General features: G+C 74.0%; 29 protein-coding genes. 14 read left to right on the forward strand and 15 right to left on the reverse strand.

From position 1 onward, the window contains the following. The first annotated feature begins 157 nt into the window (after positions 1–157). Positions 158–352: a hypothetical protein gene (locus ABZ497_RS09560; protein WP_329488477.1), complete on the forward strand. Its 195-nt coding sequence runs from the start codon at positions 158–160 to the stop codon at positions 350–352. Positions 353–440: 88 nt separating this feature from the next. Here the strand turns inward: ABZ497_RS09560 and ABZ497_RS09565 are convergent, their stop codons facing one another. Further along, complete coding sequence (locus tag ABZ497_RS09565; protein WP_359804153.1) at positions 441–3,200, reverse strand: lysylphosphatidylglycerol synthase transmembrane domain-containing protein; 2,760 nt, start codon at positions 3,198–3,200, stop codon at positions 441–443. A gap of 64 nt (positions 3,201–3,264) precedes the next feature. Beyond that, entirely contained in the window at positions 3,265–4,026 is a 762-nt protein-coding gene (locus ABZ497_RS09570; protein ID WP_329488474.1) for an SDR family oxidoreductase, read from the reverse strand. A 200-nt stretch (positions 4,027–4,226) separates the two neighbouring features. Between ABZ497_RS09570 and ABZ497_RS09575 the strand changes: the two genes are divergently transcribed. The 5 genes from ABZ497_RS09575 (at position 4,227) to ABZ497_RS09595 (ending at position 8,447) form a co-directional block, all read left to right on the forward strand. Next, complete coding sequence (locus ABZ497_RS09575) at positions 4,227–5,069, forward strand: helix-turn-helix transcriptional regulator (RefSeq protein WP_359804154.1); 843 nt, start codon at positions 4,227–4,229, stop codon at positions 5,067–5,069. A 146-nt stretch (positions 5,070–5,215) separates the two neighbouring features. Then, a complete protein-coding gene (locus tag ABZ497_RS09580) occupies positions 5,216–5,482 on the forward strand; it encodes a UBP-type zinc finger domain-containing protein (protein ID WP_329488471.1) in 267 nt (88 codons plus the stop codon). Positions 5,483–5,653: 171 nt separating this feature from the next. Continuing rightward, a complete protein-coding gene (locus tag ABZ497_RS09585) occupies positions 5,654–5,920 on the forward strand; it encodes a hypothetical protein (RefSeq protein ID WP_359804155.1) in 267 nt (88 codons plus the stop codon). Positions 5,921–6,141: 221 nt separating this feature from the next. Next, positions 6,142–7,380, forward strand: coding sequence for a serine hydrolase domain-containing protein (locus ABZ497_RS09590; RefSeq protein ID WP_359804156.1), 1,239 nt, complete (start codon positions 6,142–6,144; stop codon positions 7,378–7,380). Between the two features lie 83 nt (positions 7,381–7,463). Further along, positions 7,464–8,447 (forward strand): sigma-70 family RNA polymerase sigma factor, encoded by a 984-nt coding sequence (locus ABZ497_RS09595; RefSeq protein ID WP_359804157.1) that lies wholly within the window; start codon positions 7,464–7,466, stop codon positions 8,445–8,447. Here the strand turns inward: ABZ497_RS09595 and ABZ497_RS09600 are convergent. Next, positions 8,358–8,864: an STAS domain-containing protein gene (locus ABZ497_RS09600; RefSeq protein WP_359804158.1), complete on the reverse strand. Its 507-nt coding sequence runs from the start codon at positions 8,862–8,864 to the stop codon at positions 8,358–8,360. The two genes, ABZ497_RS09595 and ABZ497_RS09600, sit on opposite strands and share 90 nt — an antisense overlap. A gap of 37 nt (positions 8,865–8,901) precedes the next feature. On the opposite strand from ABZ497_RS09600, the gene ABZ497_RS09605 reads away from it, so the two are divergent. Both ABZ497_RS09605 and ABZ497_RS09610 read left to right on the forward strand, forming a co-directional pair. Then, a complete protein-coding gene (locus tag ABZ497_RS09605) occupies positions 8,902–9,339 on the forward strand; it encodes an SRPBCC domain-containing protein (RefSeq protein ID WP_329488467.1) in 438 nt (145 codons plus the stop codon). A gap of 87 nt (positions 9,340–9,426) precedes the next feature. After that, complete coding sequence (locus ABZ497_RS09610) at positions 9,427–9,903, forward strand: NUDIX hydrolase (protein WP_359804159.1); 477 nt, start codon at positions 9,427–9,429, stop codon at positions 9,901–9,903. Positions 9,904–9,945: 42 nt separating this feature from the next. Here the strand turns inward: ABZ497_RS09610 and ABZ497_RS09615 are convergent, their stop codons facing one another. The 3 genes from ABZ497_RS09615 to ABZ497_RS09625 all read right to left on the reverse strand — a co-directional run bounded on the left by ABZ497_RS09615 (position 9,946) and on the right by ABZ497_RS09625 (position 12,057). Beyond that, a complete protein-coding gene (locus tag ABZ497_RS09615) occupies positions 9,946–10,695 on the reverse strand; it encodes a Clp protease N-terminal domain-containing protein (RefSeq protein WP_359804160.1) in 750 nt (249 codons plus the stop codon). Between the two features lie 79 nt (positions 10,696–10,774). Further along, positions 10,775–11,482: a class I SAM-dependent methyltransferase gene (locus ABZ497_RS09620; protein ID WP_329488463.1), complete on the reverse strand. Its 708-nt coding sequence runs from the start codon at positions 11,480–11,482 to the stop codon at positions 10,775–10,777. A gap of 128 nt (positions 11,483–11,610) precedes the next feature. Continuing rightward, positions 11,611–12,057 (reverse strand): GNAT family N-acetyltransferase, encoded by a 447-nt coding sequence (locus tag ABZ497_RS09625; RefSeq protein ID WP_329488462.1) that lies wholly within the window; start codon positions 12,055–12,057, stop codon positions 11,611–11,613. Between the two features lie 47 nt (positions 12,058–12,104). Here ABZ497_RS09625 and ABZ497_RS09630 point away from each other — a divergent pair, with 47 nt between their 5' ends. Further along, complete coding sequence (locus ABZ497_RS09630) at positions 12,105–12,677, forward strand: GNAT family N-acetyltransferase (RefSeq protein WP_359804161.1); 573 nt, start codon at positions 12,105–12,107, stop codon at positions 12,675–12,677. Positions 12,678–12,702: 25 nt separating this feature from the next. Here ABZ497_RS09630 and ABZ497_RS09635 read toward each other — a convergent pair whose 3' ends face one another. The 3 genes from ABZ497_RS09635 to ABZ497_RS09645 all read right to left on the reverse strand — a co-directional run bounded on the left by ABZ497_RS09635 (position 12,703) and on the right by ABZ497_RS09645 (position 15,089). After that, positions 12,703–13,458, reverse strand: a complete 756-nt coding sequence (locus ABZ497_RS09635; RefSeq protein WP_359804162.1) for a tyrosine-protein phosphatase — start codon at positions 13,456–13,458, stop codon at positions 12,703–12,705. 186 nt (positions 13,459–13,644) lie between these two features. Further along, a complete protein-coding gene (locus tag ABZ497_RS09640) occupies positions 13,645–14,376 on the reverse strand; it encodes a VC0807 family protein (protein ID WP_359804163.1) in 732 nt (243 codons plus the stop codon). A gap of 80 nt (positions 14,377–14,456) precedes the next feature. Continuing rightward, complete coding sequence (locus ABZ497_RS09645; RefSeq protein WP_359804164.1) at positions 14,457–15,089, reverse strand: hypothetical protein; 633 nt, start codon at positions 15,087–15,089, stop codon at positions 14,457–14,459. A 176-nt stretch (positions 15,090–15,265) separates the two neighbouring features. Between ABZ497_RS09645 and ABZ497_RS09650 the strand changes: the two genes are divergently transcribed. From ABZ497_RS09650 to ABZ497_RS09670, 5 genes are all read left to right on the forward strand, one after another. Continuing rightward, positions 15,266–16,063, forward strand: coding sequence for an RNA polymerase sigma factor (locus tag ABZ497_RS09650; RefSeq protein WP_359804184.1), 798 nt, complete (start codon positions 15,266–15,268; stop codon positions 16,061–16,063). Next, complete coding sequence (locus ABZ497_RS09655; RefSeq protein WP_359804165.1) at positions 16,060–17,121, forward strand: hypothetical protein; 1,062 nt, start codon at positions 16,060–16,062, stop codon at positions 17,119–17,121. Before ABZ497_RS09650 ends, ABZ497_RS09655 begins: the two co-directional genes overlap by 4 nt. Before the next feature lie 299 nt (positions 17,122–17,420). Then, complete coding sequence (locus tag ABZ497_RS09660) at positions 17,421–17,741, forward strand: hypothetical protein (RefSeq protein WP_359804166.1); 321 nt, start codon at positions 17,421–17,423, stop codon at positions 17,739–17,741. Positions 17,742–17,880: 139 nt separating this feature from the next. Next, the gene (locus ABZ497_RS09665) at positions 17,881–19,398 is read left to right on the forward strand and encodes a protein kinase (RefSeq protein ID WP_359804167.1); all 1,518 of its coding nucleotides are present in this window, start codon (positions 17,881–17,883) and stop codon (positions 19,396–19,398) included. 140 nt (positions 19,399–19,538) lie between these two features. Beyond that, positions 19,539–20,915 (forward strand): FAD-dependent oxidoreductase, encoded by a 1,377-nt coding sequence (locus ABZ497_RS09670; RefSeq protein ID WP_359804168.1) that lies wholly within the window; start codon positions 19,539–19,541, stop codon positions 20,913–20,915. Positions 20,916–20,955: 40 nt separating this feature from the next. On the opposite strand, the gene ABZ497_RS09675 is transcribed toward ABZ497_RS09670, so the two are convergent. The 6 genes from ABZ497_RS09675 to ABZ497_RS09700 form a co-directional block, all read right to left on the reverse strand. After that, positions 20,956–22,152: a methyltransferase domain-containing protein gene (locus ABZ497_RS09675; RefSeq protein WP_359804169.1), complete on the reverse strand. Its 1,197-nt coding sequence runs from the start codon at positions 22,150–22,152 to the stop codon at positions 20,956–20,958. Between the two features lie 3 nt (positions 22,153–22,155). Continuing rightward, positions 22,156–22,317: a hypothetical protein gene (locus ABZ497_RS09680; protein ID WP_329488453.1), complete on the reverse strand. Its 162-nt coding sequence runs from the start codon at positions 22,315–22,317 to the stop codon at positions 22,156–22,158. Between the two features lie 213 nt (positions 22,318–22,530). Next, positions 22,531–23,373 (reverse strand): helix-turn-helix transcriptional regulator, encoded by an 843-nt coding sequence (locus tag ABZ497_RS09685; RefSeq protein ID WP_359804170.1) that lies wholly within the window; start codon positions 23,371–23,373, stop codon positions 22,531–22,533. After that, entirely contained in the window at positions 23,370–24,053 is a 684-nt protein-coding gene (locus ABZ497_RS09690) for a DUF6879 family protein (RefSeq protein WP_359804171.1), read from the reverse strand. Before ABZ497_RS09690 ends, ABZ497_RS09685 begins: the two co-directional genes overlap by 4 nt. Before the next feature lie 303 nt (positions 24,054–24,356). Continuing rightward, positions 24,357–24,557 (reverse strand): DUF397 domain-containing protein, encoded by a 201-nt coding sequence (locus tag ABZ497_RS09695; RefSeq protein WP_359804172.1) that lies wholly within the window; start codon positions 24,555–24,557, stop codon positions 24,357–24,359. Continuing rightward, complete coding sequence (locus ABZ497_RS09700; RefSeq protein ID WP_359804173.1) at positions 24,550–25,413, reverse strand: helix-turn-helix transcriptional regulator; 864 nt, start codon at positions 25,411–25,413, stop codon at positions 24,550–24,552. Before ABZ497_RS09700 ends, ABZ497_RS09695 begins: the two co-directional genes overlap by 8 nt. Positions 25,414–25,766: the final 353 nt, after the last annotated feature.

The raw sequence follows: 25,766 nt of genomic DNA on the forward strand, positions 1-25,766 counted from the left end.
TGGCCGGGCAGGCGGGAGGCCGGTCCGCAGGCCGCGGACCGGGACCGGACAACACGCCGAAGGCCCGGTGGCGCATCGCGTCCGGGCGGCCCTCGGCGGATACTTCCAGTACCCCAACGGGCCCCGTGGGAGCCTCCGAGCAGCAAGGACGGACGCCATGCCGCAGAATCACGAGGACTACCTGGACGAGGTCGCCGAGGCGGTCGAGCCGGACGACGAGGCGGACGAGGGCGACGAGTACGACGAGCTGGCCGAGCGGCGGGCGCTCGGCGCCGATCCGGCCACCGAGGTCGCGGACGTCGCCGAGCAGAGCCGGGTCGTCGAGCTCGACGAGGACGAGTACCGGGAGTAGCGGCACCGCGCCCCCGCCGGCGTCACTGCCCCGCCGCCCCAGCGCTCCGCCGCTACGGCGCTTGCGGCGCTCCCCGCCGCTACGGCGGCTACAGCGCCCCGCGCCGTTGCAGCCAGGCGAAGGCCGCCCAGCCCGGCAGCACCGGCAGCACCAGGGTGAGCAGGCGGTAGAGCGCGACGGCCGCCAGCGCGCCGCCCTCCTCCATCGAGGCGGTGTGCTCCAGCAGTGTCACCAGCGCGCTGTCCACGGCGCCGGCCCCGCCCGGGGTCGGCGCCGCGTTGCCGACCGCGTTGCCGATCAGGAAGACCACCGCGACCGAGGCGAAGGCCGGCTCCCGGCCGACCGCCCGGACGCAGCAGTACAGGCAGGCGACCAGACAGAGCGAGACCAGCAGCTGCCCGGTCACGCCGACGGCCAGCCGGCCCGGGCTGCGCAGCAGCTCCAGCAGCCGGGGCAGCACCTCGGAGGTCAGCGGCCGCAGCCGGGCGGCCAGCCAGCGGCGGGCCGGCGGCACGGCGGAGACCCCGGCCAGCAGCACCGCCGCGCCGGCCAGGCCGCTCACCACGGCCGGCAGCGCGTCCAGCTCGGAGCCACCGGGCTCCAGGTCCAGCAGGTAGACGAAGGCACCGAGCTGGAGCAGGTGCAGCACCAGGCCGAAGAGCTGGCCGACGCCGACGCTGGACAGCGCCTGGGCGGTCGGGATGCCGGCCCGCTGGAGGAAGCGGGTGTTCAGGGCGACCCCGCCGACGCCGCCCGGCGAGACCAGCTTGACGAAGGAGCCGGCCAGCTGGGCGAGCAAGGCGTTGCGGAAGTCCAGCCGCTCGGGGACGAAGCCGACGAAGCCCATCGCGGCGGTGAAGTGGCTGGCGGCCGCGGCCAGCACGGCGAGGGCCAGCCAGAGCGGGTCGGCGTCGCCCAGCGCGGCGATCGGGTTCTGCTCGGAGGCGAAGAGCTGCGGCAGCAGCAGCCAGCCGGCGACCACGCCGCCGCCCACGGCCAGCAGCGTTCGGGGCCGCAGGCGCTCCACCTTCACCGCTCGGACGGGTGCCTGCGGCTGGGTCCGCAGGACTTCGGCGCGGATCGCGTCCAGCAGCTCGCCGGGCGGCGCGGGCGCGGCCGCCCGGTCGGCGGCGGTCGCTCCGGGAGCCCCGGGAGCGCCGGGGGCCGCCGGGGCGAGGGCGGCGCAGTGCGCCCGGGCGGTCTGCTTGAGCGCGGTCCGGGTGGTGCGGGCCAGGGCGATCGGCTGCAGCAGCGGCAGGGCCGCGCCGACGGCGTCCGGCCCGAGCACCGCCACCGCGCTGCGCACCGACCGCTCGGCACCGACCCGCAGGGCGAGCGTGGTGAGCAGCTGGGCGATGTCGCAGCGCAGCACCAGCTCGCTCGCCGCGATGTCGCCGTCCGCGAGGTCCACCAGGTGCACCGCGCCGGCCCGGTCGACCAGGAGCGAGGAGGGGACGAGGGCCCGGTGCGAGATCTCCCGCCGCTGGAGCAGGGCGAGCTGGGACCAGGCGTCGGCGAGCAGCGGGTCGGTCAGCTCGTCGGTGGCGAGCTGGTCCAGGGTGCGGCCGGGCAGGTACTCGTACGCGACCAGGGCGCTGTCCCGGCCGAGCCCGGCGGTGGCGGCGATCCGGCGGGTGCGGACGCCGGCGGCGACGGCGGCGTAGGAGACCAGGGCCTCGTGCTCCAGCCCGGTGCGCAGCGAGCGCAGCGCGCGGGGGTGCGGGGCGGTGCGCAGCCGTAGCCGGCGCCAGGCGCGCTGGACCAGGGCGGCGGTGACGGCCTGCCGGTCGAGCAGCTGGACGTCGAGGTCGGGGCGGCCGGACTCCTGGCGGACCAGGTAGCGGTCCGGCCCGGCGGGGTGGGCGGCGACGGGGCGCAGGCCCGCCTCGCGCAGGCTCTGCAGGAGCTGGGCGGGCCGGGGCCGGGGGTCGGGGGTGCCGACGGCGTAGAGGGTGCCGTGCGCGGCCGTCCAGCCGAGCAGCAGGCCGAGCAGCAGGGCGGTCGGCGTGGCGTACCCGGCGGCCAGTCCGGCGAGGGCGGAGACCGACAGGACGATCCGGGGGACCCGGTGCTCGCGGGCGGCCGAGGCGGTCATGAAGGCGAGGACGGGGGCGAGGTAGCCGTAGACCGGTTCGGTGTGGGCGAGGCCGGCGCCGGGCAGCAGCTGGGTGAGGGCGGCGACCAGCGAGGCGGGGGCGAGTTCGTCGAGCCCGAGGTCCATGGCGACGCAGGCGCCGTAGGCGAGGACGGCGGCCAGCAGTCCGTCCGAGAGGTGCTGGAGGATGCGCCGGCGGTCGGGCACCGCCGAGAGCAGTCGGCGGACCGCCGACCAGACCGGTACCAGCAGCAGGGCGGCGGTGGAGAGCCCGCCCGCCAGCGCGGCCAGCGGGCGGGGCACCAGCCGGGCGGCCTGGGCGACGTCGGCGGCGATGCCGCTGGTGGTGGCGCGGGCGTAGTCGGCGAGCAGCAGGGTCAGCGCGATCGTGGCGAGGCCGACGAGCAGCCGGATCAGCGCCACCGGCTGGCGGACCCGGCCGGCGGCGGCGGGGCCGGGCGTGCCGGGCCGGGCCGCCGGTATGTCCGGCGGGAACGCGGGACCGGCGGGGCCGGGCGCGGTGGCCTGCCCGGGTGCGCCGGGGCGTTCGGGGGTGCCGGCGTGGCGGGGGGCGTCGGCCGGGCCGGGCGCGGCGGCCTGCTCGGGGAGAGCGGTCGGTCCGGGGACGGCGGGCTCGGTGACCCCGGCCTGCCCCGGGGCACGGTCCGGCCCCGGCGTACCGGTGGGCCCGGGCGGGCCGCCCGCCCGGGCACCGCCGGTGTCGCTGTTCGTACTCCCCGCCACGATCGCCACGGTTGGCATGCTCCCACGACGGCCCGCCGCCCGGTGGGGGAACCCGGGCGGGGCCGCCGACGGCTCAGGCCTGCCGGGTCGGCAGGGCGACCAGGTGGCGGAGGTTGACGTGCCGGGGGCGGGTGACGGTGTAGGCGATCAGGTCGGCGATGTCCTCGGAGGTCATCGCCGGGATCGCGGCGAACATCCCGCCCAGCTGCTCGCGCAGCGCGGGGTTGTCGATGTGCCCGGCCAGCTCGGTGTCGGTCAGCCCGGGCTCGACGGTGCTGACCCGGACGTCGCGCGGGCCCAGCTCGGTGCGGAGCGCGGCGGAGAGCTGGGTGACGGCGGCCTTGGTGGCCCCGTACACGGCGTAGTCGGGGAAGACGACGTGCGAGGCGATGGAGGAGACGTTGACGAGGTCGGCGGTGCGGCCCTCGCCGGCGGCCGCGGTGAGGTCCGCGGTGAAGGCGCGCAGGATCCGCAGCACACCGGTGAGGTTGGTGTCGATCATGCGGGTCCACTCGTCGAGCCGGCCGTCGGCGACGGGGTTGGGCAGCATCACGCCCGCGTTGTTGACGACCAGGTCGACCGCGCCGTAGGCGTCGTGGACGGCCTTGACGGCGGCGTCCACCGAGGCCTGGTCGGTGAGGTCGGTGGTGACGGCGAGCGCCTGGCCGCCGGCCGAGGCGATCTCGGCGGCGAGCGCGTCCAGCCGCTCCGTGCGGCGGGCCAGCAGGGCGACCCGGGCGCCGCCCGCGGCGAGCAGGCGGGCGGTGGCCTCACCGATGCCGCTGGCGGCTCCGGTGACGACGGCGGTACGGGTGGCCAGGGCGGCGTAGCTCATGAGGTCCTGCCTTCGTGGTCCTTGCGGTCGGGCTGACGGGACCACTCTGCGCGGGTCCGGGCGGCCCATCCAGGGCCACCGATGTCCTGGGAAAGCGCAGCCCGGGGACAGCCTTTCCCGGGACCACGGTTCCTGGTACCGCCTTTCCTGGGTAAGGCCGTACCACCCTCGCGGCGCGCGGCCGCGGCTACGCTGCGGGCATGGAGAACACCGTCGGGGACTTCCTCCGCTCGCGCCGGGCCCGGATCCAGCCCGAGGAGGTGGGCCTGCCCTCGCACGGCCGCCGCCGGGTGCAGGGCCTGCGCCGCGAGGAGGTCGCGCAGCTCGCCGGGGTCAGCGTCGACTACTACGTGCGGCTGGAGCAGGGCCGGGGCGGCAGCGCCTCCGACGCGGTGCTGGCCGCGGTGGCCCGGGTGTTGCGGCTGGACGACGTGGAGGCCGCGCACCTGCGCGCTCTGGCCCGCCCGGCCCGCCCGGCCACGACGGCCGGCGGCGGGCGGGCGGTCCGCGAAGGCACCCGGCTGCTGCTGGACCTGATGGCCGGGGTGCCGGCCTTCGTCCTCGGCCGCCGGATGGACGTGCTCGCCTGGAACGCCCTCGGTGACGCGGTGCAGGGCTACTCGGCCACCCCGCCGGACCGGCGCAACGCCGCCCGGTACGCCTTCCTCGATCCGGCGGCGCGGGAGTTCTACCCGCAGTGGGACGCGGTGGCGGCCGAGACGGTCGCCTATCTGCGGCTGGACGCCGGCCGGCACCCCGAGGACGCCAAGCTGGCCGCACTGGTGGGCGAACTCTCCGTGCGCAGCGAGGAGTTCCGCCGGCTCTGGGCGGACCACCTGGTGAAGCAGAAGACCCACGGCGTCAAGCTGATCCACCATCCGCTGGTCGGCGAACTCGACTTCGGCTACGAGACCTTGAGCGTCAACGGCTCGCCCGACCAGCTGCTGGTCGCCTACACCGCCCCGCCGGGCTCGCCGACCGCGCAGAAGCTCGCGATGCTGGCGAGCTGGACGGCCCCGGGGGCGCAGGTCCCCGCGGAGTGAGCCCGCCGTGTGAGGCGGGCCCGCGTCACACGGCGTGGCCGCCGCACGGCCGGGCAGCAGACGGCCGGGCGGGAGACGGCCGGGTGCGGCCAGGCTCGGGCGTGTCTTGGGCGCCCGCCCGGGGCTGCCATCACTACTCTGCGTGCATGAGCTCCTGCGAAGACCTCGCCACGGCACCCCAGGACATCGCGCCCCTGCCACCGCCCGACGGCTGTGCCGACTGCCTGGCCGCGGGCAACCGGGACTGGGTGCACCTGCGGCTCTGCCTGGACTGCGGGCACATCGGCTGCTGCGACTTCTCACCGGGGAAGCACGCCACCGCGCACTTCCACAACAGCTCCCACCCGGTCATCCGCTCGTACGAGCCGGGGGAGGACTGGCGCTGGTGCTTCGTCCACGAGGTCATGGGCTGAGCCCCACCGCCCCCGCCCCGCCCGTACCGGCGCCGCCCCGCCGGCACCGGCTCGCGCGGACGTCGCCGGCCGTCCGGATGTGTAATCCTGCCCGATCCCGGACATAACGCCCGTGCGGCCCTCCCGGTCGACGCCCCTCGTGGGCCGGTGACCGCCGAAGGGAGGTCGATGATGACCAAGCGAACGCCGAGCGGCACCGACAAGCTCCGCCGGGGCACCCAGGAGCTGCTGGAGCGCCGGGGCATGGCGATGACCCCGAAGCCGCTCCCCCCGAGGCTCGGCACCCGTGCCCCGTCCGTCGCCGGGTCCGGCTCCGACGGGGCCTTCCGGCACGGCGGCCGGGACGTCGGGACGACGGCCATGCACTCCGCCCCCGCGACGCACGCCGAACTCAAGGGCCACCGCCACCGCGGCGCGGAGAAGCACTCCGCGCACTGAGCGGGACGCCTTTCGTCAGGGGGCGGGCGCCGAAAGCGGCGCCCGCCCCCTGACGTGTGCCCGGGAGCGTCCCCGAACCGTCTCGGGGTCGCCTCCGGGGCAGCTGGGGGCCCGTCCCGGATGGCCGGGGCGCCGCGCTCCCGAAGACTCGTTCCCGGGTGGACCGCCACCCGCTGGGAGAGCGTCACCCGCCGGACGAGCCGCACTTGGAGCGCAAGCCGATGAAGACCCCCGTACGCGACCGCCGTTGGAACACCCTCGCCGTCTTCGGCGCGCTGCTGGTGGCCGCCGTCGCGGGCATCGCGACGCCCGCCCTGGCGGCCGACCGTCCGACGGACAGCGCGAGTTCGGCCGCCGCCGTCCGTCTGGCCGGGCCGCCGGACGGCGCGGCACTGGCGCGGACGCTCGCCGACCTGCCGACCGGGGGCGTCACCGGCGCGCTGGTCCGGGTCGGCGGCCGGGGCGGCCAGTGGTCCGGCACGGCGGGGGCCGGGGTGTCGGCGGACGCCCGCTTCCGGATCGGCAGCATCTCCAAGGTCTTCACCGCCACCGTGGTGCTCCAGCTCGCCGCCGAGCGGCGGATCGACCTGGACGGCACCGTCCAGCACTACCTGCCGGGGCTGCTGCCGGTCTCCTACCCGCCGGTCACCGTGGGCCAGTTGCTCGACCACACCAGCGGGCTGCCGGGCGGCGGCGGTCTGACCTCGGGGGACGGCACGGAAAGCTGGTTCGCCGCGCACAGGGCCGACTCCTGGACGCCCGCCCAGGTCGTCGCGGACGCCGTCGCGCAGCCGATGGGCTTCGCGCCGGGCACCGCGCAGCAGTACAACGGCATCAACACCTTCATCGCCGGGATGCTGGTCGAGAAGGTCACCGGCCGGACCTTCGCCCGCGAGGTGCAGACCAGGATCGCCCGGCCGCTGGGCCTGCGCGACACCGTCGTCCCGGACCGCGACGACCTCGCGCTGCCCACCCCGCACGCTCCCGCGTGGGTGGACGTCACCGGCCCGGACGGCGCCCGGCAGCGGGTGGACGTGACCGGGCAGAGCCCCTGGCCGTGGGCGGAGGGCGGGATGGTCTCCTCGGCCGCCGACCTGGACCGCTTCATGACGGCGCTGCTGCGCGGCCGGCTGCTGCCGCCCGCCCAGCAGGCCGAGCTGTTCGACGTGCCGGACGTGCCCAACCACCGGAACAAGAACTGCGAGATCGGTCCGACCGCCGGTCACGCCTGCTTCAGCAAGGGCCTGATGAGCGCCACCCTGCCCAACGGCGTCCAGGTCTGGGGCAAGACCGGCTCCCGGCCCGGGTACACCAGCGGGGTGTTCGCCACCAAGGACCTCGGCCGCAAGGTGGTCTACTCGATCAACCCGACCAGTCTGTCCGGTGCGGAGTTCCCGAAGGTCTGGCAGATCGTGACGACCTCCTTCGACTCGGCCCAGGAGTACCCGACGGCGGGGTGACCGGAAGGGGGCGGCCCGGGTTGTCAGTGCCCTGCGGTACGTTCACCGTGATCTCTGGCGAGGCGAGGACACGGGGGCGCGCGATGGCCGACCTGATGACGGACGAGCCGGTCGAGCCGGTCGAGCTCCAGCTGGAGCGGTACCGGACGGAGCTGACCGGCTACTGCTACCGCATGCTCGGCTCGGTCTTCGAGGCCGAGGACGCGGTGCAGGAGACGATGGTCCGCGCCTGGCGCGGTCACCGGGGCTTCGAGGGCCGGTCCGCGCTGCGCTCCTGGCTGTACCGGATCGCCACCAACGTCTGCCTGGACGCGCTGAACGGCCGCAACGGCCGGGCCCGTCCGATGGACCTCACCGGGCCGTCCACCGTGGCCACCGCCACCGAGGCGCAACTGCCCGAGGTGACGTGGATCGGGCCGGCGCCGGACGGCCGGATCCTGCCCGAGACGGGGGACCCGGCCGAGGTGGCCGCCCAGCGCGACTCCGTGCGGCTGGCGTTCGTGTCGGTGCTGCAGCGGCTCGCGCCCCGGCAGCGGGCGGTGCTGATCCTGCGGGAGGTGCTGGGCTGGAAGGCGGCCGAGGTCGCCGAGCTGCTCGGGGTCACCGTCGCCTCGGTCAACAGCGCGCTCCAGCGGGCCCGGGCGGTGCTCGCGGCGGACGCCTCGGCCGCCCGTCCGGCGCCCGCGCTGGACGACGACCACCGCGCGCTGCTGGCCCGCTACGTCAGCGCCTTCGAGGCGTACGACATGGACGGGCTGGCCGCGCTGCTGCACGAGGACGTCACGCTCAACATGCCGCCGTACGAGCTGTGGCTGACCGGGCACGCCGACATCCGCGAGTGGATGCTGGGCCCCGGCCACGGGTGCCGGGGTTCGCGGCTCGTTCCGGTGGAGGCCAACGGCAGTCCGGCGTTCGGCCAGTACCGGCCGAGCCCGGCGGGCGGGCACGAGCCGTGGGCGCTGATCGTGCTGGAGGTGTCAGCGGGCCGGATCACCGGTCTCACCAACTTCCTGGACACCGACACGCTCTTCCCGCTCTTCGGTCTCCCGCCCCGGCTGGACGGGTAGCGCCCCGGCGACCGGCAGGGCGCCGGCCAGGCCGCTGAACGCGAGCAGCTCCCGCAGGGGGCCGCTCGCGTTCAGCAGTACCACCCGCACACCGTGGCGCCCGGCGGCGAGCCGGAGCCGGGCGAGGGCGTCGACCACCGCCAGGTCGGGGGTGGTGAGGGCGCCGACGTCGCAGGTCAGCGTTGGGCGGGTGAGGGGTTCGCGGTGGGTGTGGTGAGGGCTGTTCGGGTGAGTGTCCATGCAGGGCAGACCGTGCGGGCGGTCCCGGCTCATCGGCCTGCGGCGAGGTTCCTGGAGCAGGCGGCGGCGGAGCCTCTCGGAGAAGTTCGGAAAAGTCTCCGGTGGAGCGATGAGTTCCGCGGCCGGCCCCGGTCTACCCCTGTGAAAGCGACGTACCGCGGAAGCACCGCACCGCATCGCATCGCATCACGACCACGACCACGGAGGACACACCATGAGCGAGAACCTGGGCGAGCTGACCATCACCCGCGAGCTGCCCGCCACCCCGGCGGTCGTCTTCCGGGCGTACACCGAGCCGGAGCGGTTCGTCCGCTTCTGGGGCCCGGTCGGCACCCACGTCCCGCTGGACACCGTGACCATCGAGCCGAAGGTCGGCGGGCGTTACGACAGCACCATGGTCATCGACGCGACCGGGGAGCGCTATCCGCTGCGGGGCGAGATCACCGACATCCGGCCCGGAGAGCTGCTGGCCTTCCAGGAGGAGGGGGTCGGGCTGCGCTCCAGCCTCACCCTCACGGACCTCGGCGACGGCCGGACCGAGGCCGTCCTGCACCAGACCGACGCACCGGACTTCTACTGCGGTCCCGAGGCGCGGGCGGGCCTCAACTCCAGCTTCGACCGCCTGGTCGAGTACCTCCTGGGCCAGGCCTGACCGGCCGGGCGCGGGGAGCGGCAGTGGTGGCAGAGTGGGGCGCAGTGATCCCCGCGCCGTAGGAGGCCCGCTGTGTCGGCTGAGCCCTTGAAGTCCCGCGATGAGTGGCTGGCGTCGCTGCCGCGGATCTACGCGGCCGCCGGCTGCGTGCTGCGGGACGAGTCCGGCCGGATCCTGATCGTGAAGGCCGGGTACCGGGAGCACTGGCAGTTCCCGGGCGGCACGATCGACCGCGGCGAGGGTCCGGTCGCGTGCGCCGAGCGGGAGCTGACCGAGGAGACCGGGCTGGTCCGCCCGGCCGGCGAGCTGCTCGTCATCTCCTGGACCCACCCCTCGGACGAACTCGACCACCCGGCCGAGCACTTCCTGTTCGACTTCGGCACCGTCCCGGACGGCACCCCCGTGACCGTCCCGGCCGGCGAACTGGACGACCACCGCTGGGCGACCGATCAGGAGGCGCTCGAACTCCTCGGTCCGGCCCGTTCGTTGCGCCTTCGGGCGGCGATGGAGGCGGCTGCCGACGGGCGGGTGCGGATCATCTCCACGCCCATCTCCGGCTTCTGAGCGGTCGGGGGCCCCGGCGGGCCGGAGCCCCCGACGGGCGGGTCACTCCGGCGAGCCGGTGGTCGCCGCGATGAGGGCCGTGACGGCCTCCGAGGTGAAGTTCTCGACCTCGGCCTTGGCCACGCCGAGGTCGGCCAGCGGTCCGGTGCCGTCGGCCTGCTCCAGCAGCGCCAGCAGGATGTGTTCCGTGCCGACGTAGTTGTGGCCCAGCTTGAGCGCCTCCCGGAAGGTCAGCTCCAGCACCTTCTTGCCCTCGGTGTCGTAGGGGATGAGCCCGGGCACCTCCTCGACGGCGGCCGGCAGGGCGGCGGTGGAGGCCTCCCGGACGGCTGCCGGGGTGACGCCCTGGGCGGCCAGCGCCTTGACCGCCAGGCCCTCCGGCTCGACCAGCAGGCCGAGCAGCAGGTGCACGGTGCCGATCTCGGCGTTGCCCGCCGTCCGGGCCTCCTCCTGGGAGGCCATCACGACGTGCCGGGCCCGGGGGGTGAAGCGGCTGAAGCCCTGGCTCGGGTCGAGGTCCGAGGGCGCGCCCGGGTCCTTGGGGACGAACCGCTTCTGGGCGGCCTGCTTGCTGACGCCCATGCTGCGGCCGATGTCGGTCCAGGACGCGCCGGAGCGGCGGGCCTGGTCGACGAAGTGGCCGATGAGGTGGTCGGCCAGCTCACCGAGGGCGTCGGCGGCGATGACCGCGTCGGAGAGCTGGTCCAGCGCGTCGGAGTGGACCTTCTTGATCGCGTCGATCAGGTCGTCGAGGCGCATCGGTGTGGTCTTGGGAACAACGGGATTCTCCATGCGTCAACCGTAGGTTGTCGACCCGAAGGTCGTCAACCATCGGTTGACGATTGGGCGAGTTGGCCCCGACCGGCCCCGCTCAGCCGGACTTCTCCCAGACGTACGCGGCCGAGACCGGGTGGCTGCGGTACTTCTCCCACTTGGGCTTCAGTGCGATCCACGCGTCGTCGACCACCGCCTCGGCCATCTCGGCCAGCCGCCAGCCGGCCGCCAGTCCGGCGCTCAGGTGGTCGGAGACCAGGTGGACGTGGGTGGTGATGGCGACGTCGGCACCGGCGGCGCTCGTGAAGTGGGTCGGCATGCCGGCCGCCATGATGAAGTACGGGTGCAGACCGACCAGGACGCAGCGCCCGCCCGGGCGGGCCAGCCGGAAGGCCTCCCGGTAGAGCGGGCCGAGGTCGGCCAGGTGCTCGTCGATCAGCGAGGAGATCACCAGGTCGTAGCCGCCGCCGGGCAGTCCGGTGGCGGCGACGTCGGCCTCGGTCAGGGTGTCGTGGACGGCCTTGCCCTTGGCGACCGCCAGCATCTCGGGGGTGAGGTCCACGCCGTCCAGGACCAGGCCGTCGGCGGCCTTCCCGCGCAGCCAGGCGCCGGTGCGCCCGGTGCCGCAGCCGAGGTCGGCCGCGCGGGTCACCTCCGCCCAGTCGGGGGTCGCGAGCCGCTCCAGCACCGCGAGGTCCATGGCGTCCTCGACCGTTCTCTCGTACGTCTCCACCCACTGGGCGTAGCCCGTACGGACGTCCACGGTCGGGTAGTTGCGGGTGTCGAAGTCGGAGAAGCGCACCATGGCGCGAGTATCTCCGCCCGGGGCGAACGACCGCGAACGATTTACCGCACCCGGCCCGCGCGCACCGCTCCGCGCACCCCGTACCCGCGGCCCGCCCGCCCCCGTGCGACCCCGCCCACCCCGTGCGTTCAGAGGGACAGTTTGAACCCGTCGTGGCTGCGCGCGAAGCCGAGCGAGGCGTAGAAGCGGTGCGCCTCGGTGCGGCGCTTGTGGCTGGTGAGCTGGACCAGCGTGCAGCCCCGCCCGCGCGCCCGCTCGACGGCCCGGGTCAGCAGGTCCCGCCCGAGGCCGCCGCCCCGGCGGTCCGCGCGCACCCGGACGGCCTCGATCAGGGCGCGCTCCTCGCCGCGTCGGCCGAGACCGGGGATGTAGGTGAGCTGGAGGCAGCCGAGCACCGTCCCGTCGCCCTCGTCGAGCACCAGCAACTCGTTGCGGGCGTCCATGTCCACCGCGGCGAACGCGCGGGCGTAGGCTTCGTCGACCTGCACGGTGGCGGGGTCGGTCACCCCGTCCTCGTCGGTGAGCAGCGCGATGACGGCGGGCAGGTCCTGGCGGGTCGCGGTTCGGAGGATCACGCCCGGAGTCTGCCAGAGCGGGCGGCGGCGACGACCCTGGGAGGGGCATGCGCATAGTCACGCTTCCGGAGACCGCCGTGCCGGACGAACTCAAGCTCCAGGTGGCCGGGTTGCAGGAGCAGGCCTGGCCAGGGCCGCCGGCGCCGTCCACCGCTCCGGTGCACGACCCGGCGCTGCGCCCGGTGTCGATGCTGCTGCTGGACGGCGGCCGGGTGGTCGCCGCGCTCGACGTGCTCTCCAAGCGGCTGGAGCACGCCGGGCGGACGTACGCGGCGTGCGGGCTGAGCGCCGTGGTCACCGACCGGGTGGAGCGCGGCCGCGGGTACGGGCGCCGGCTGGTCGCGGCCGCCCGCGCCCTCGTCGAGGAGGGCGGCGCGGACCTCGGGCTCTTCACCTGCGACCGGGTGCTCCGGCACTTCTACGAAGGGGCCGGCTGGGAGTTGCTGCCGGGCGCGGTGCTGGTCGGCGGGACGCCCGAACTGCCGTTCCCCAGCGACCGGGAGGGCTTCGACAAGGTGACCATGGCGGGCTTCTTCACGGAGCGCGCCCGCCGGCACCGGGCGGACTTCGCGGGCAGCCGGATCGCCCTCCACCCGGGTGAGATCGACCGGCTCTGGTAGCGGAGCGGACGTAGCGGGCGGAGCGTCAGATCGTGCGGTCGGGGCGGGAGTCCAGCAGGCGGGAGCGGACGGCGGCGAGGTCCGCCGGGTCGACGCCGGCGGCCAGCAGGTAGCCGGCCGGGTCGAAGCCGTCCAGGGTGGCGTGGAGGGCGGCCTCGGCGGTGGTGCCGGCCTCGGCGAGCACCGTGTCGATCCGGCGGTACTGGTCCGGCAGGCCGAGCATGCCGTACAGCGGGCGGACGTTGGCCGCGCTGAGCAGGTAGTCGGCGACGATCTCGGACGGCTCGACGCCCGCGAGGGCGAGCAGCAGCAGGGCGGCGAGGCCGGTGCGGTCACGGCCGGCGCCGCAGTGCACGACCAGCCCGCCGGGCCGGGCGCCCGCCACGGTGGCGACCAGTTCGGCGGCGGCGCGCGGGCAGTGGTCGAGGTAGGGGCGGAGGGCGAGCGGGGTGCCGTCCAGTCGTCCGTACCGCTCCCACCAGGCGGGGCCGGCGAGTTCGTCCAGTGGGACGCGGACCAGCTGGACGTCCTCGGGGAGCGGGAGGAGCGGGCGGTACTCCTCGATGTTGCGCAGGTCGACGACGGTGCGTATGCCGTGGTCGAGCAGGGTGTCCCAGCCCTCGGCGGTGAGGCGGTCGAGGTTGTCGGCCCGGACGATCGCGCGGTGGGCGGTGCGGGTGCCGTCGCCGGTGCGCAGGCCGCCGAGGTCGCGGACGTTGAGGCAACCGTCCCAGTCGAGCGTGCGGTCCTCGGTGGTGGTCAGCGCGTGCGTCCGGCTCATCAGGATCCCCGTTCCTCGCCGGGGGTCCGTTACCCCCTTGTTATATGGACTCCGGAGCCGTCCCGATGGTTCCTCTGCTGTGCGGCAGGCCGTCGGGGGCGGGTGGGGTGGAGCGGGTCGGACGGGTGGTGCGGGTGCGGTGGATCAGGTGGGTCAACGTGCTTGTGGTGCGCGGTGGTTGGTGGTTCAGAGGCCGGTCGGCTCGGCGGCCTCGGTGCGGACCAGCTTCTCCATCGGGTCGGCGGCACGGTGGCCGAGCACCGAGCCGGCCGCGATCGCGCCGATCAGGAAGGCGGTGGACAGCCAGGCCATGGTCGAGACCGGCAGGGTGAAGGCGCCGACCACCCGGGCCACGCACTCGGTCAGCAGGGCGGTGCCCCAGATGCCGGAGAAGAGCCGCTCGTAGCGGCGGAAGGAGCGCGAGCGGGCCGCCCGGCCGTCGGCCAGCCGCTGCCAGGCGGCGGAGCGGGCCCGGTCGCCCTTGGTCAGGAAGGGCATCAGCATCGGCGACATCATCGGCCGGCCGAGGAAGACCGAGACCAGGATCGCCAGTGCGAGGGAGCCGCTGAGCGCGCCGTCCTTGGCGAGCATCAGCCGCGCGTCGCCGGTCACGGTGGTGAGCGCCAGACCGATCACGTTCACGCCGAGCATCATCGAGGCCCACAGGTTGACCTTCCGCTCGCGGACCAGGCCGACGACCGTCCGGACGGCCGGGACGGCGCCGCTCCAGGCGAGGGCGGCGAACTGGCTCATCCCGAACGCGGAGTGCAGCAGGTAGTAGCCGGCCAGCGGGGTCACCACGTCCAGCGCGAGCGGGCGGAGCGTGGCGGCCAGCGGGTTCGGGGCCTTGGCGGCGGTGGTCCCGGTGGTGGCGGGGGTGACGGTGGTGGTGGCGGCGGTGGTGGCGGTCTGGCTCATGGTGGGCTCTCCCCTGGCTGGTGCTCGGCCTGCGGGCCGGTGCCCGCGTCGTGCCTCCAGTCTCCCGAGCCGACCCTGCGTCAGAGCAGTGTCGTCCGTTGCGGGATCCGCATGACAGTTGTCACGACGCGCACCATGACAGCGCCGTTGACCTGCGCGTTCAGCCGGTGGGCGGGTCGATGCGCCAGAGCGGTCGGCCGAGGGTGTCCAGGCAGCGCACCGCGCGGAAGAGCTTCTCCCCGACGGAGAGGAACCCGCGGGCGACGCCCTGGAGGACGGTCCGTGCCCACCGTGTCCGCCCCGGTCCACGCGACCGTGTCCGCCCCGGTCCACGCGCCGGTCAGGACGAGCTCCTTGTCGACCAGCTCGGCGCGCTGGATCCGCGCGACCGAGACGGCCGGCAGGACGGCGTTGACCTGCTTCAGCCCGGGCGGTGTCCGGAGACAGGTCTCGCCGGTGCCGGAGCGGTCCCGCTCGGCCCGGCGCCGCAGCTCGGACAGGCCGTAGTGGTCGACGGCGGCGATCGAGTCGTCCAGCGCGACCCGCCGGCACGGTCCCGGCCGCACCTCCCACCAGACGTCCTCGCCGACCGGCAGCACCTCGCCGATCCGGGCCCGCCAGGTCTCGACGCCGGTCTCCGCCGGGGCGTGCCGGAGGGCAGGGGCGGCGTAGACGGTGGCCCGCGAGCGGGGGGAGCGGGAGCGCGGGAGCACGTCGTGGAGGGCCGGGCGGGTCGGCCGGGCGGCGCGAATGGCGCATGATGTGGCGGGTGCAGAGTGCAGAGCGCCCCGGAGCGGGCACCGACAACCCCGTCGGCCGGTCCGGACCGGCACCGGTGTCCGGCGGCCCCCCGCCCGGCCCGCCGCCCGGCCCGCCGTCCACCGCGTCCGTGGGGCCGCCCGCGGTCCCGCCCGCCGGGCCGGGCACCGCCGTCGACCTGTCCGAGGCCGTGCGGGCGGCGCAGGACGGGGACGAGGAGGCGTTCCGGCTGCTGTTCCGGAGCGTCCAGCCGGGCCTGCTCCGCTACCTCCGGGTGCTCGTCGGCGGCCGGCCCGAGGACGCGCAGGACGCCGAGGACATCGCCTCCGAGGCCTGGCTGCAGATCGCCCGCGACCTGCGGACCTTCTCCGGCGACGGGGACGGGTTCCGCGGCTGGGCCGCCACCATCGCCCGCAACCGCGCGCTGGACCACCTGCGCGCCCGCCGTCGCCGCCCGGTGGCCGACCTGCCCTTCGAGTACCTGGCCGAGCTGGCCGCCGGGGACGACACGGCGGGGGCGGCGCTGGCCGCCGTCGGCACGGCGGACGCGCTGGCCCTGATCTCCCGGCTGCCGCGCGACCAGGCCGAGGCGGTGCTGCTGCGGGTGGTGATGGAGCTGGACGCGGAGAGCGCCGCCCGGGTGCTCGGCAAGAAGTCCGGCAGCGTCCGGATGGCCGCGCACCGGGGGCTGAAGCGGCTGGCCAAGCTGCTGGAGCAGCCCCTCGCGGCGGGTGTGGGAATTCCGGCGCACCGGCCGGCGACCGGGCCGTCCGGGCAGCCGGCCCGGGCAACGGCAGGGCCTGCCGGACCGGCCGGGGCGGGGGGTGCCGGAGGAGGCGTCGGACAGGGCGCGGAGGACGGCAGGAAAAGAGTTCCTCCGCAGGGTGTGACAGAACGCAGGGCCGCGACGCTGAAGGACATGAGATGAGCACCAACCGATCCCGTCGGATCGACCGTGACACGGCCGAGCAGTTGCTCGGCGGTGCCGTGGGCGGCCCGTCGGCCGGGCAGGACGCCTCGCTCACCGGACCGGATGCCAGTACCGGGCGTACGGGGGTTGCCCACGTGTTGGCCGCCGCCGCCGCCCCAGCGGTGGCGGATGAGCTGGCCGGTGAGGAGGCCGCCCTGGCCGCGTTCCGGGAGGCCCGTCTCGCGCCCGTCCCCGCTGTTCCCGCTCCATCCGCACCCGTCCGGAGACGATCGATGGCAACCGCCGCGCTGGCCAGGGCCTTCAGCACGAAGGCTGTTGCCGTCGTGCTCGGAGCCACTGCGCTCGGCGGTGTGGCGGTCGCGGCCGGGACGGGCAACCTTCCGTCAGCGCTCGGCGGCGGTTCCGAGGAGCCGAGGCCTTCGCTGCTGGCGCCCGCCACGGCCTCCTCCGCCCCGGTCGCCTCGTCCGCCGCGGGCGGCGGTTCGTCCACGCGCCGGCCCTCCACCGGGCCGTCCACCACCGGACCGTCCACCGCCGGGCCGTCCGCCGGGGCGTCCACCGCCGGTCCGTCCACCGGTGCGGCGAAGCCGCCGTCGCCGGGCGTCTCGCCCTCGGCCTCCACGGAGACCAGGGGCCAGCAGGCCAGGGCCGCGCTGGTGGCGCTCTGCCAGGGCTACACGGACCGGAAGGGCAAGGGTGGGCACCCACGCCCGCTGGTCACGGATCCGCAGTTCGCCGCGCTGGTCGCGGCGGCCGGCGGTCCGGACAAGGTGGACGAGTACTGCGGGGAGGTCCTGCGGCACAAGGACGACGACGACCGTCAGGCCGTCCCGTCCCCGTCCCGCCCCGGCAGCACCGACGGCGGCGGCCGCGACGGCGGAAAGAAGGACGACGGCAAGACCGCCGACGGGAAGAACGGCTCCGGTGGCGGTGGCGGTGGCGGTGGCGGCGGGAGCGGGACCGGCCCGCTGCCGACCGCGGTGCCGACGCTCCCCGGCGTCCTGCCGAAGCCCGACCGCTCCGGGCAGTCCGCCGACTCCCCTCCGGGGAGGTAACCCCAGAACTCCGGATGAGCGGCGGGCGAAACCCCCCGGGCCCGTCGCTCATCCGGACCGCTCCACCGCTCCACCGCAGGACCGCTCCAACCTCACCACCCGCAGACCCCGGGTGGCCGGTCGGCTCCCCCGTGCCAACCGTCCACCCGGCCGGCCCCGGCCGGACCGGACGGCGCACCCCGGACGCGCCGCCGGCCCGGCCAGGGCCGCACCCTACGGCCCGCCCGCCCCGCAGTCGGGCGGGCCGCAGGGCGCACCCAGCGCACCTGCACTCCGCGAGACCAGACCTGGACCCGACCGTGACCGTCACCTTGTACGACCACGAGCCGGCGGCCGGGGAACCGCTGCCCGGTTCCCCGGCCGCCACCCCTTCCCGGCAGGCCGCCGAGACCACCGCCGCCCTGGTGTTCGTGGACTCCTCCGGCCGCCGCCAGCGGCGGGTCCGCCGACTCGGTCTGCTGCTCGCCGTGCCGGCCGCCGGCTACCTGGTGCTGCTCGCCAGCACGGTGCTCGGCGGCGGCGCACGGCGACGCCCCGGGCCACCAGCCTTCCGGGTACCCGGCCTCCGGGTACCCGGCCTCCGGATACCCGGCCCCCGGGTACGACGCCTCCGGGTATGACGCCCCCGGGTACGACGCCCCGGGCTACGGGAGCCCGATGCACGCTCCGCCCGGGCACGTTGACGCCGGGGGCTATCGTGCACACGTGCACGAGGCGGTCCGGGGCCCCGGGCAGGGCACGTGAGGGGAGCGGTTCCAGGTGATCGGACGGGCGCTTAACGGACGGTACGAACTCGTCGAGATACTCGGCGTCGGCGGGATGGCCACCGTCTGGCGGGGCGTGGACCACGTGCTGGGCCGTCAGGTGGCCGTCAAGGTCCTCAACGGAGGCCTCGCCGACGACCCGCGCTTCGCCGAGCGGTTCAGCCGCGAGGCGCAGCACGCGGCGATGCTGGTGCACCCGCGGATCGTCATGGTCTTCGACTCCGGCGTGGACCAGGGCTCGCCGTACATCGTCATGGAGCTGGTGCACGGCCTCTCGCTGGCCACCCTGCTCGCCCAGCAGCCCGGGCTCCCGGTGGAACGCGCGGTCGGCATCGCGGCGGCGGTGTGCGAGGCGCTGGAGGTCGCGCACGGCGCGGGCCTGGTGCACCGGGACATCAAGCCCGGCAACATCATGATCACCAACGACGGCGGGGTGAAGGTCGTCGACTTCGGCATCGCCCGGGCCGGGTCGTCCAGCAACCTCACCCAGGCGGCGATGGTGCTCGGCACGGCCGCCTACCTGTCGCCCGAGCAGGCCACCGCCGCCGAGCTGGACGGGCGCACCGACCTGTACGCGGTCGGCTGCGTGCTGACCGAGATGCTTACCGGCGCACCGCCGTTCACCGCCGAGACGCCGGTGGCGATCGCGTTCAAGCACGTCACCGAGCAGCCGCTGCCGCCGTCCGCGCGGCGGGCCGGGGTGCCGCCGGCGCTGGACGCGGCGGTGCTGCGCCTGCTCGCCAAGGACCCGGCCGACCGGCCCGGCACCGGCGCGGCCGCGCGCGCCGAGCTGCTGGCGACGATTCCGGGGCTGGCCTTCTCGGACCCGACCAGTGAGCTGCTCGCCACCGGTGCGGCCGGTCAGGCCACCCAGTTGCTGCCGCCGGTCCCGTTCCGGCCCGCGCCCGCCGCGACCTCGGTGATGGCGCCGGTGCCGGCGATGGCCCCCGTGCCGGACGGCGAGGGGCCCGTCCGGGAGAGCCGCCGCAAGCCGCTGCTGTTCGGCGCGTTGGGCCTGGTGGGGGTCGCGGGCGCGGCGATGCTCGCGATCACCGCCTTCGACGACCCGGCCACGCCCACCGCCGCGCCGCCGCCCAAGCCGACCCGGTCGGTCTCGGCCGCCGCGACGCCCACGCCGACCACGGCCGCGCCCACCACCCCGACGGCGCTCCCGACCCCGTCGGCCACGCCCGCCGCCGCCACCACCCCGCCGCGCGGCCAGGCCCCGGCCGTCCAGCTCAACGCCCTTCGCGGGGCGGTGGCGCAGACCCAGATGACCAAGGAGCGCGACCGCCAGCTCGACCTGCTGCACACCCTCGACGGCGCCGCCGCCCGCCTCAACCAGGGCAAGGAGGAGGACGCCGCGCAGGAGCTGAAGAACGCCCAGCGGACCGTCCGGGACCTCGCCAAGAAGCACGCGATCGACGGTCAGACGGCCCAGAACTGGAACACCCGCCTCAGCACGCTGATCACCGCCCTCAACGGCTCCGACGACCACGACCAGAGCGACTGATCCGGTGACCGGGGAGCCCCGCGTCCGCGCCGTGACCGCCGAAGCCGGTGCCGAAGCCGGTGCCGAATCCGACGCCGGTGCTCGATCGAAGATCGTCGAGAAGTAGGCTCGCTTCGCAACACGACGCGAGGGGGAGCTCAGTGGCGCGGGTTGCAGTGATCGGTGGAGGCATCAGCGGGCTGGGGACGGCGCTGATGCTGGGTCGGCGGGGTCACACGGTCACCTTGTACGAACAGGACGCGCGGGAGGCCGGCGCGGACCTGGAGCAGGACTTCTTCGAGTGGGGCAGGCCGCGGGTCCCGCAGGCCGTCCAGCCGCACTCGCTGCTCGCACCGGTGCGCACCGTGCTGCGGGCCGAGGCGCCCGACGTCTACCAGGACCTGTTGGCGCGCGGGGCCCGGGAGTTCCACGATTTCGACTGGTTCGACGAGCACCCGCCGCACCGGGACGGTGACGAGGACCTGGTGACCCTGCGCACCCGCCGGATCGTGCTGGAGGCCGCCCTGACCGCGGCCGTGCGGCGGGAGGCCACCGTGGAGGTGCGGCGGGGGCGCCGGGTGAGCGGCCTCGCCGTCGGGGAGGGGCGGCCCGTCCGGGTCACCGGCGTGCGGGTCGGCGCGGAGACCTTCGGGGCGGACCTCGTCGTCGATGCGGCCGGCCGGCGCTCGCCGGTGCCCGCCTGGCTGGTGGAGGCGGGCTGCCGGCCGCCGGTGGTCGAGAGCCACCGCACCGGGATCGCCTACCTGTGCCGCTGGTACCGCCTGCGGGCGGACGGCCCGCGCGACCCGGGGCGGGGGGTGAAGACCGGCTCGGCCGCGTCGTTCGCGCTGGCCGGGGTCTTCCCCTCCGACAACGACACCTTCGCGGTGAACCTGCTGCTCTCCACGGCGGATCCGACCCGGGGCGCGCTCACCGACCCCGAGGTGTTCGAGGCCGTGGCGCGCCGCTTCCCCGCCTGCGCCGCCTGGCTCGACCTGGACGCCGAGCCGCAGTCGGCCGTGCTGGCGATGGCCGGCCTGGACAACCGCTGGACGGCGCTCGCCGACGCGGAGGGACCGGTCGTCACGGGTCTGGTCAACGCGGGGGACAGCCTCATCCACACCAACCCCACCTCGGGCCACGGGGTGTCCCTGGGCCTGCGTGCCGCCCAGTACCTCGCCGGACACGTCGACGAGGTCGTCGCGGACCCCGCCGGCTACCACGCGTGGACGGTGGAGGCCCTCCGCCCGTGGTTCGACGCGCAGGTGGCGTCCGACCGCGCCAACGAGCAGCGGCTCGCCGAGAGCGCGCCGCCCCCGGAGCGGCGGGCGGCGGCCGTGGCCACCTGCGCCTTCGAGGACCCGGTCGTCATGCGGGCCCGCGCCAAGGTGCGGCACCTGGTCTCGCGACCGGACGAGGCCTACGCCACCGAGGAGGTGGACCGCCACGTCACCGCCTGGCTGGCCGCCAACCCCGACTTCGAGCCGGAACACGACGGCCCGACCCGCGACCAGTGGGACGCGCTCATAGCGGGCTGAGCGCGGGGCCGACACCCCCCGCACGGCTGCCGGTCGGCGGTCACGGACTGAGCGGCACCGGTGGTCCCGGTCTGAGCGGCACCGGGTTGTCCGGCCCGTCCAGCCACACGGTGTGGCCGGACGGGGTCACCGTGAGCCCGAAGCGGTCGAAGCCCGGTCGGCCCTTGTCGCGCCACCACTGCCAGGCCGCTGCCACCTCGTCCCAAAGTCGCCGGGGCCCGGACTGCACGACCTCGTACGCGGCGCGGCCGGGCTCCCAGTCGGCGGTCGCCCACGAGGTGACGGCGGTGTCGTGCAGCCACAGCGTGTACGTGCCGTCGTCGTAGCGCTCGGTCAGCGGGAACACCCCGGGCAGTCGGACGCCGACGGCGAACATCTCCAGCCATCCGCCGACCGTCTCGGGAGACAGGCTGGTGGTGGACGCGGTGCCGTCCGCGGGCCAGGGGCCGGAGAGGTAGGCCAGGCTGTCCGGCCGGGCGCTCCGCTGCCGGCGCAGCCGCATGAAGGCCGACGAGCCGACGAACCGGCCGCTCGCCGTGCCGTCGTCGGCGGCGGTGAGGCGTACGAGCGCCTCACCGCCGTACTCCGGCCCCCACGGCGCGACGATCACCGCGCCGGGCCGGGCCTGTGCCACCCACGGGTGCGGCACCCGGCCGACCGAGCAGGTGGCGATTACCCGGTCGTACGGCGCCGCCTCCGGATGGCCCTCGGCGCCGTCACCGACGACGAGGCGCGGGGTGTACCCGGCGCGGGCGAGACGGCGTTCGGCGGCGGCCGCGCTGACCCGGTCCACTTCGACGCTGACGACGTTCCCGGAACCGACCCGGTGGGCCAGCAGGGCGGCGTTCCACCCGGTGCCGGTGCCGATCTCCAGGATCCGGTGGCCGTCCTCGACGTCCAGGGTGGCGAGCATCGAAAAGACCATGGTGGGCATGGAGTTGGACGACGTGGGCATGGTGCCCACGTCGTCCCCGGTGTGCTCACCGTCGTCCCACTGGGTGGTGAGCGGCACGTCCGAGTGGACGGCCTCCCACCAGGCCGCCGGGTCGGTGTCCCGGTGGACGGCCCGGCCCTGGCGGACGCCGTCGGCCCGACCGGGCCAGATCGTGTCCGGGACGAAGAGGTGACGGGGAACGGCGTCGTACGACGCCAGCCAGTCCGTGGTGAGCGACCCGTTCGCGATGAGCGCGGAGGCCAGCCGGGCCCGACCGGCCTCCGCTTCGTGCTTCCCGGTCACCGGCTACTTACCGTCCGCCGGGCCCTTGCCGTCCGAGGAGTTCCCACCCTCGGACGACCCGCCGCCGCCGTGCTTGTTGCCGCTGTTGGAGTCGTCCTGCTGACCGCCGCCCTTGCCGTCACCGGTCCCGCCGCCGTGCTTGCCGTCGAACGTGGGAATGGCCACCTGCTGCCCCTCCGTCGTCACCTCGGGCCGGGGGGAGCCCCCCGACCCGGCCTGCGTCTTGTTCGCCCCCGTCCCGGTCGCACCGGGACGGGGGCGAACAAGGGGCGTCAATGATCGACGCCAATGACAAGCACGCTAGGTGCACGAAAGCCGCTGGTGGGTGGGTGATTCGCAGATATTCCAGACGCGGTGCCCGAGGTTCGCGCAGATTCCTCAGACGGCTCCAAGGGCCCTGCGGCACCGGGTGATGACCCGGTGGGCGCTCGATTCGTACACGGCTGTGCCAGCCAGGGTCTCCCATACACGCGAGTAGAGAGCCACGTTGTTCGGCTGGTCCAGCCACAGTTCCGCGTGCCAGTCCTCAACGATGACGAGCCGTTCGTCGTAGATCCAGAACCCATTGGCAGGAGGGAGCTTGACCGGAGCCTCGAACGGTATGACACCCAGCGACACTGTATCCAGCCCTATCGCACCGCTAAGTCGGTCGAGTTGTGCGGCCATCACGGCTGATGGAGCGACAATGGAGCGTAGCGCGGCCTCCCACATGACGATGTGGAAGTGCTTGCCCGGCCGGTACAGGCTCTCCTGCCGCTGAACCCGGGCCCGTACCGCTTCTTCGACATCACGCGGTGACTGATGGAGGTCGACGTACGCACTGAACACGTGTCGGGCGTAGTCGGCTGTTTGGAGCATTCCGACGATCATGGAGCTTTCCCAGGCGCGCAGAACCGTCGAGCGCTCGTACTCGACGGTCAGCGTGTCCTGTACCGACCGGTGTCCTGCGGCGAGTTGCCGTCGCCAGGAGCGGGAGTACGACTCGAAGACCCGTAGTCGGGCGGCCAGCTCCGACGCCACCTGAGGTCGGCGGATGCCTTCGGCCCAGGCATTGAGGTCGTCGTGGGTGGCCGTCTGTCGACCGGTTTCCAGCTTGCTGACCTTGGACTGCGGCCAGCCCAGGCGGTCGGCCAACTGCCGACCGGTGAGACCGCCCTCGGTCCGCAGCTCACGGAGCCGCAGACCGAGGGCGATTCGCGCCTGTTGAAAGTCGGTACTCACCCGCCGGACGGTACCCCAGCGCTGAACGCGCGGTGCGGAGATGCGAAGTGCCAGGCGGCGTCTCGTACCTGACAGGCGCGGGCCACCTGCACCGGGTCGGTGATCAGTTCGACGCCGATGAGGTCGTCATCGGCGTCGAAACGCAGCAGGGCGATCACACGGGAGTCAAACAGCCACGTGTCCTCGTTCGGAAGGCTCAGGCGGTCGGCGTCGGCGCGCCAGAGGTAGCGGATGTCCTCGCCGGCAGCACCGTTCCGTTCGGCGTTGTCGAGGAGGTACCGCTGCCCGGGCGTGGGAGGGCTGTCCATGATCCTCACTCGCTCGAAACGCTTGCCCAGGGACACCTGTTCGCGGCGCGAACGGCACCAGGGGTCATCCGGGTCCCAGCCGGGCACCTGTCCGGCGGCGAAGCGCCGGTAGGTCTCGGTCTGCTCGTCCGAGCGGTACCGGCGGCGGGTCTCCAGCCGGAAGGCGGTGTGCTGAAGACTCTCGAACATGATGTCGAACTCTTCGAAGCTGATCAGCACGGGATCGCGGTCCACGTCGCGCGGAGAGAAGTCGGCGAGCAGCACGCGCGGCACGATCACGAATCCCTCGCCTGGCTTGACGTTGCGGAGTTGCGCCACTTCGTCGGGGTCGGTCACCGTATTGCCCTGCACCAACACGTCCCCGGTCTCCACGTCTTCGTAGAGTGTCGGGCATCCGTTGTTCCCTGAGTTGCTCCCGATGTACCGCAGTCGTCGACTCACAACATGCTCCCCTCGGCGTTGATCAGGCTGATCCAGGATGTCTGCGAATCGCCCCGCACGGGGCGTTGATTCTCAAATATTCTCCGGGGCAGCTGAGATCCCCCTGTCGGACCTGGTGAGAGGTCCCGTATGGTCGATGCGCAGCGATCAACAGTGATTCCGTGGAGAACGTCGAACCGACCGATTTCGAAGGGCGGCGGCCCTCGCTCGGTTGAGCGAGGGCCGCCGATCGGGTCAGGTCGTGAGGTCGGTGAGGTGGTCGAACTCGCCGGCCTTGACGCCCTGGAGGAACTTGGCGAACTTGAGGGGGGTGGTGCGGACGATGATGGCGCCCGTGTCGGACTCGCGGAGTTCGACCAGTCCGTCCAGGGCACGCACTTCGACGCACTCATCGTGTGCACCGCTGTAACTGGATTTCTGCCAGGTATCAGACATACCGACCCTCGATTTCCTTCATGATTGATCGGATGAATTCTCGTGACTCGTCCTCGGGCAGGGCGGCAGAGTCCAAGCGGGCGAAGACCGAGCGATAGCTAGACAGGTGCGCCGGGGAGTCGAAGAACTGGACAGCGTGGGCGACATCCATCTGGACCGTATCCAGCTCTGGAGTCACGCCTTCGGCGTACGTGAGGTTCTCGCTGGACCCCGGAAAGGTGTCGGTGTCGAACGACATGACTCTGATCGTGATGCTCGGAGCCTCGGACGCCTCGATCAGGGTGCCTAGCTGTTCTGCGAGGATTCTTGGGCCGCCGAACTGCATCCGTAGTGCTGCCTCGTGGATGAATGCCTGGTAGGGAACCCTTTGGGTATGGAGGATCTGGTGCCGCTTCATCCGGAACTCGGTTCGCAAGCCGATGTCCTGCTGGGTGGGCAGTGGCGTGGCGCGCGAGAACACGGCTGAGGCATAGGCGCTCGTCTGGAGAAGTCCAGGAATGTAGGTGGTCGTGCAGGTGTAGAGCCCGCTGGCGTGGCCCTCGACCTCTGCCACTTCGAGGAAGTCGGTTGCCAGCTTGCCTCGGTATTCCTCCCACCAGCCCTTCCCTCGTTCGGTAGCCATGTCGGCGAGCGCGTCGACCAGGGGAGCGTTTTTGCAATCGCATGCGGCTGCGACGGTCCGAAGGCGTTCGGCGCTGACGCCGATCTTCCCTGTTTCCATCTGCGTGACCTGCGTGGGGTTCAGCCCGAGCGCGCGGGCGAGCTGGCTGCCGCCGAGACCGGCTTGCTCTCGCATCTTCCGCATCTCGGCACCGAGGCGGCGCTGGCGAAGGGTTGGGTCGCGGCGAAGCGGCATGTCGTCCTCTCAGTGTGGCGTGGGAGCAGTCTGCCGCGTGCGCGATGAGTCGGTCCATCGAGGTTTGAGGGGGATTGGGCCCCACGTTCCCACGTGAGGGGGATCCTTCCGCATCGCGCCTTCAATTGAAGACGCTTTGCGCTATGGTCTATCTCACATCGATCGGATGGATCGTCAGTAACGCCTGTTCCCAGGGCAGTAGGCGCCTGCTGCCCGCGCACCGCAGAGCAGCCGTACGCGGCACTCCCAGTCCCGTTTCGGCCTGGCTCACGGCGACGTATCCGCCGGTTCCACCGCACCCACTCCACTCCGCCTCTCTTCGGAGGTCCCTCATGTGTGCCTTCACCCTGCCC

This window comes from Kitasatospora sp. NPDC005751 (genome assembly GCF_040630835.1).
GTDB lineage: Bacteria > Actinomycetota > Actinomycetes > Streptomycetales > Streptomycetaceae > Kitasatospora.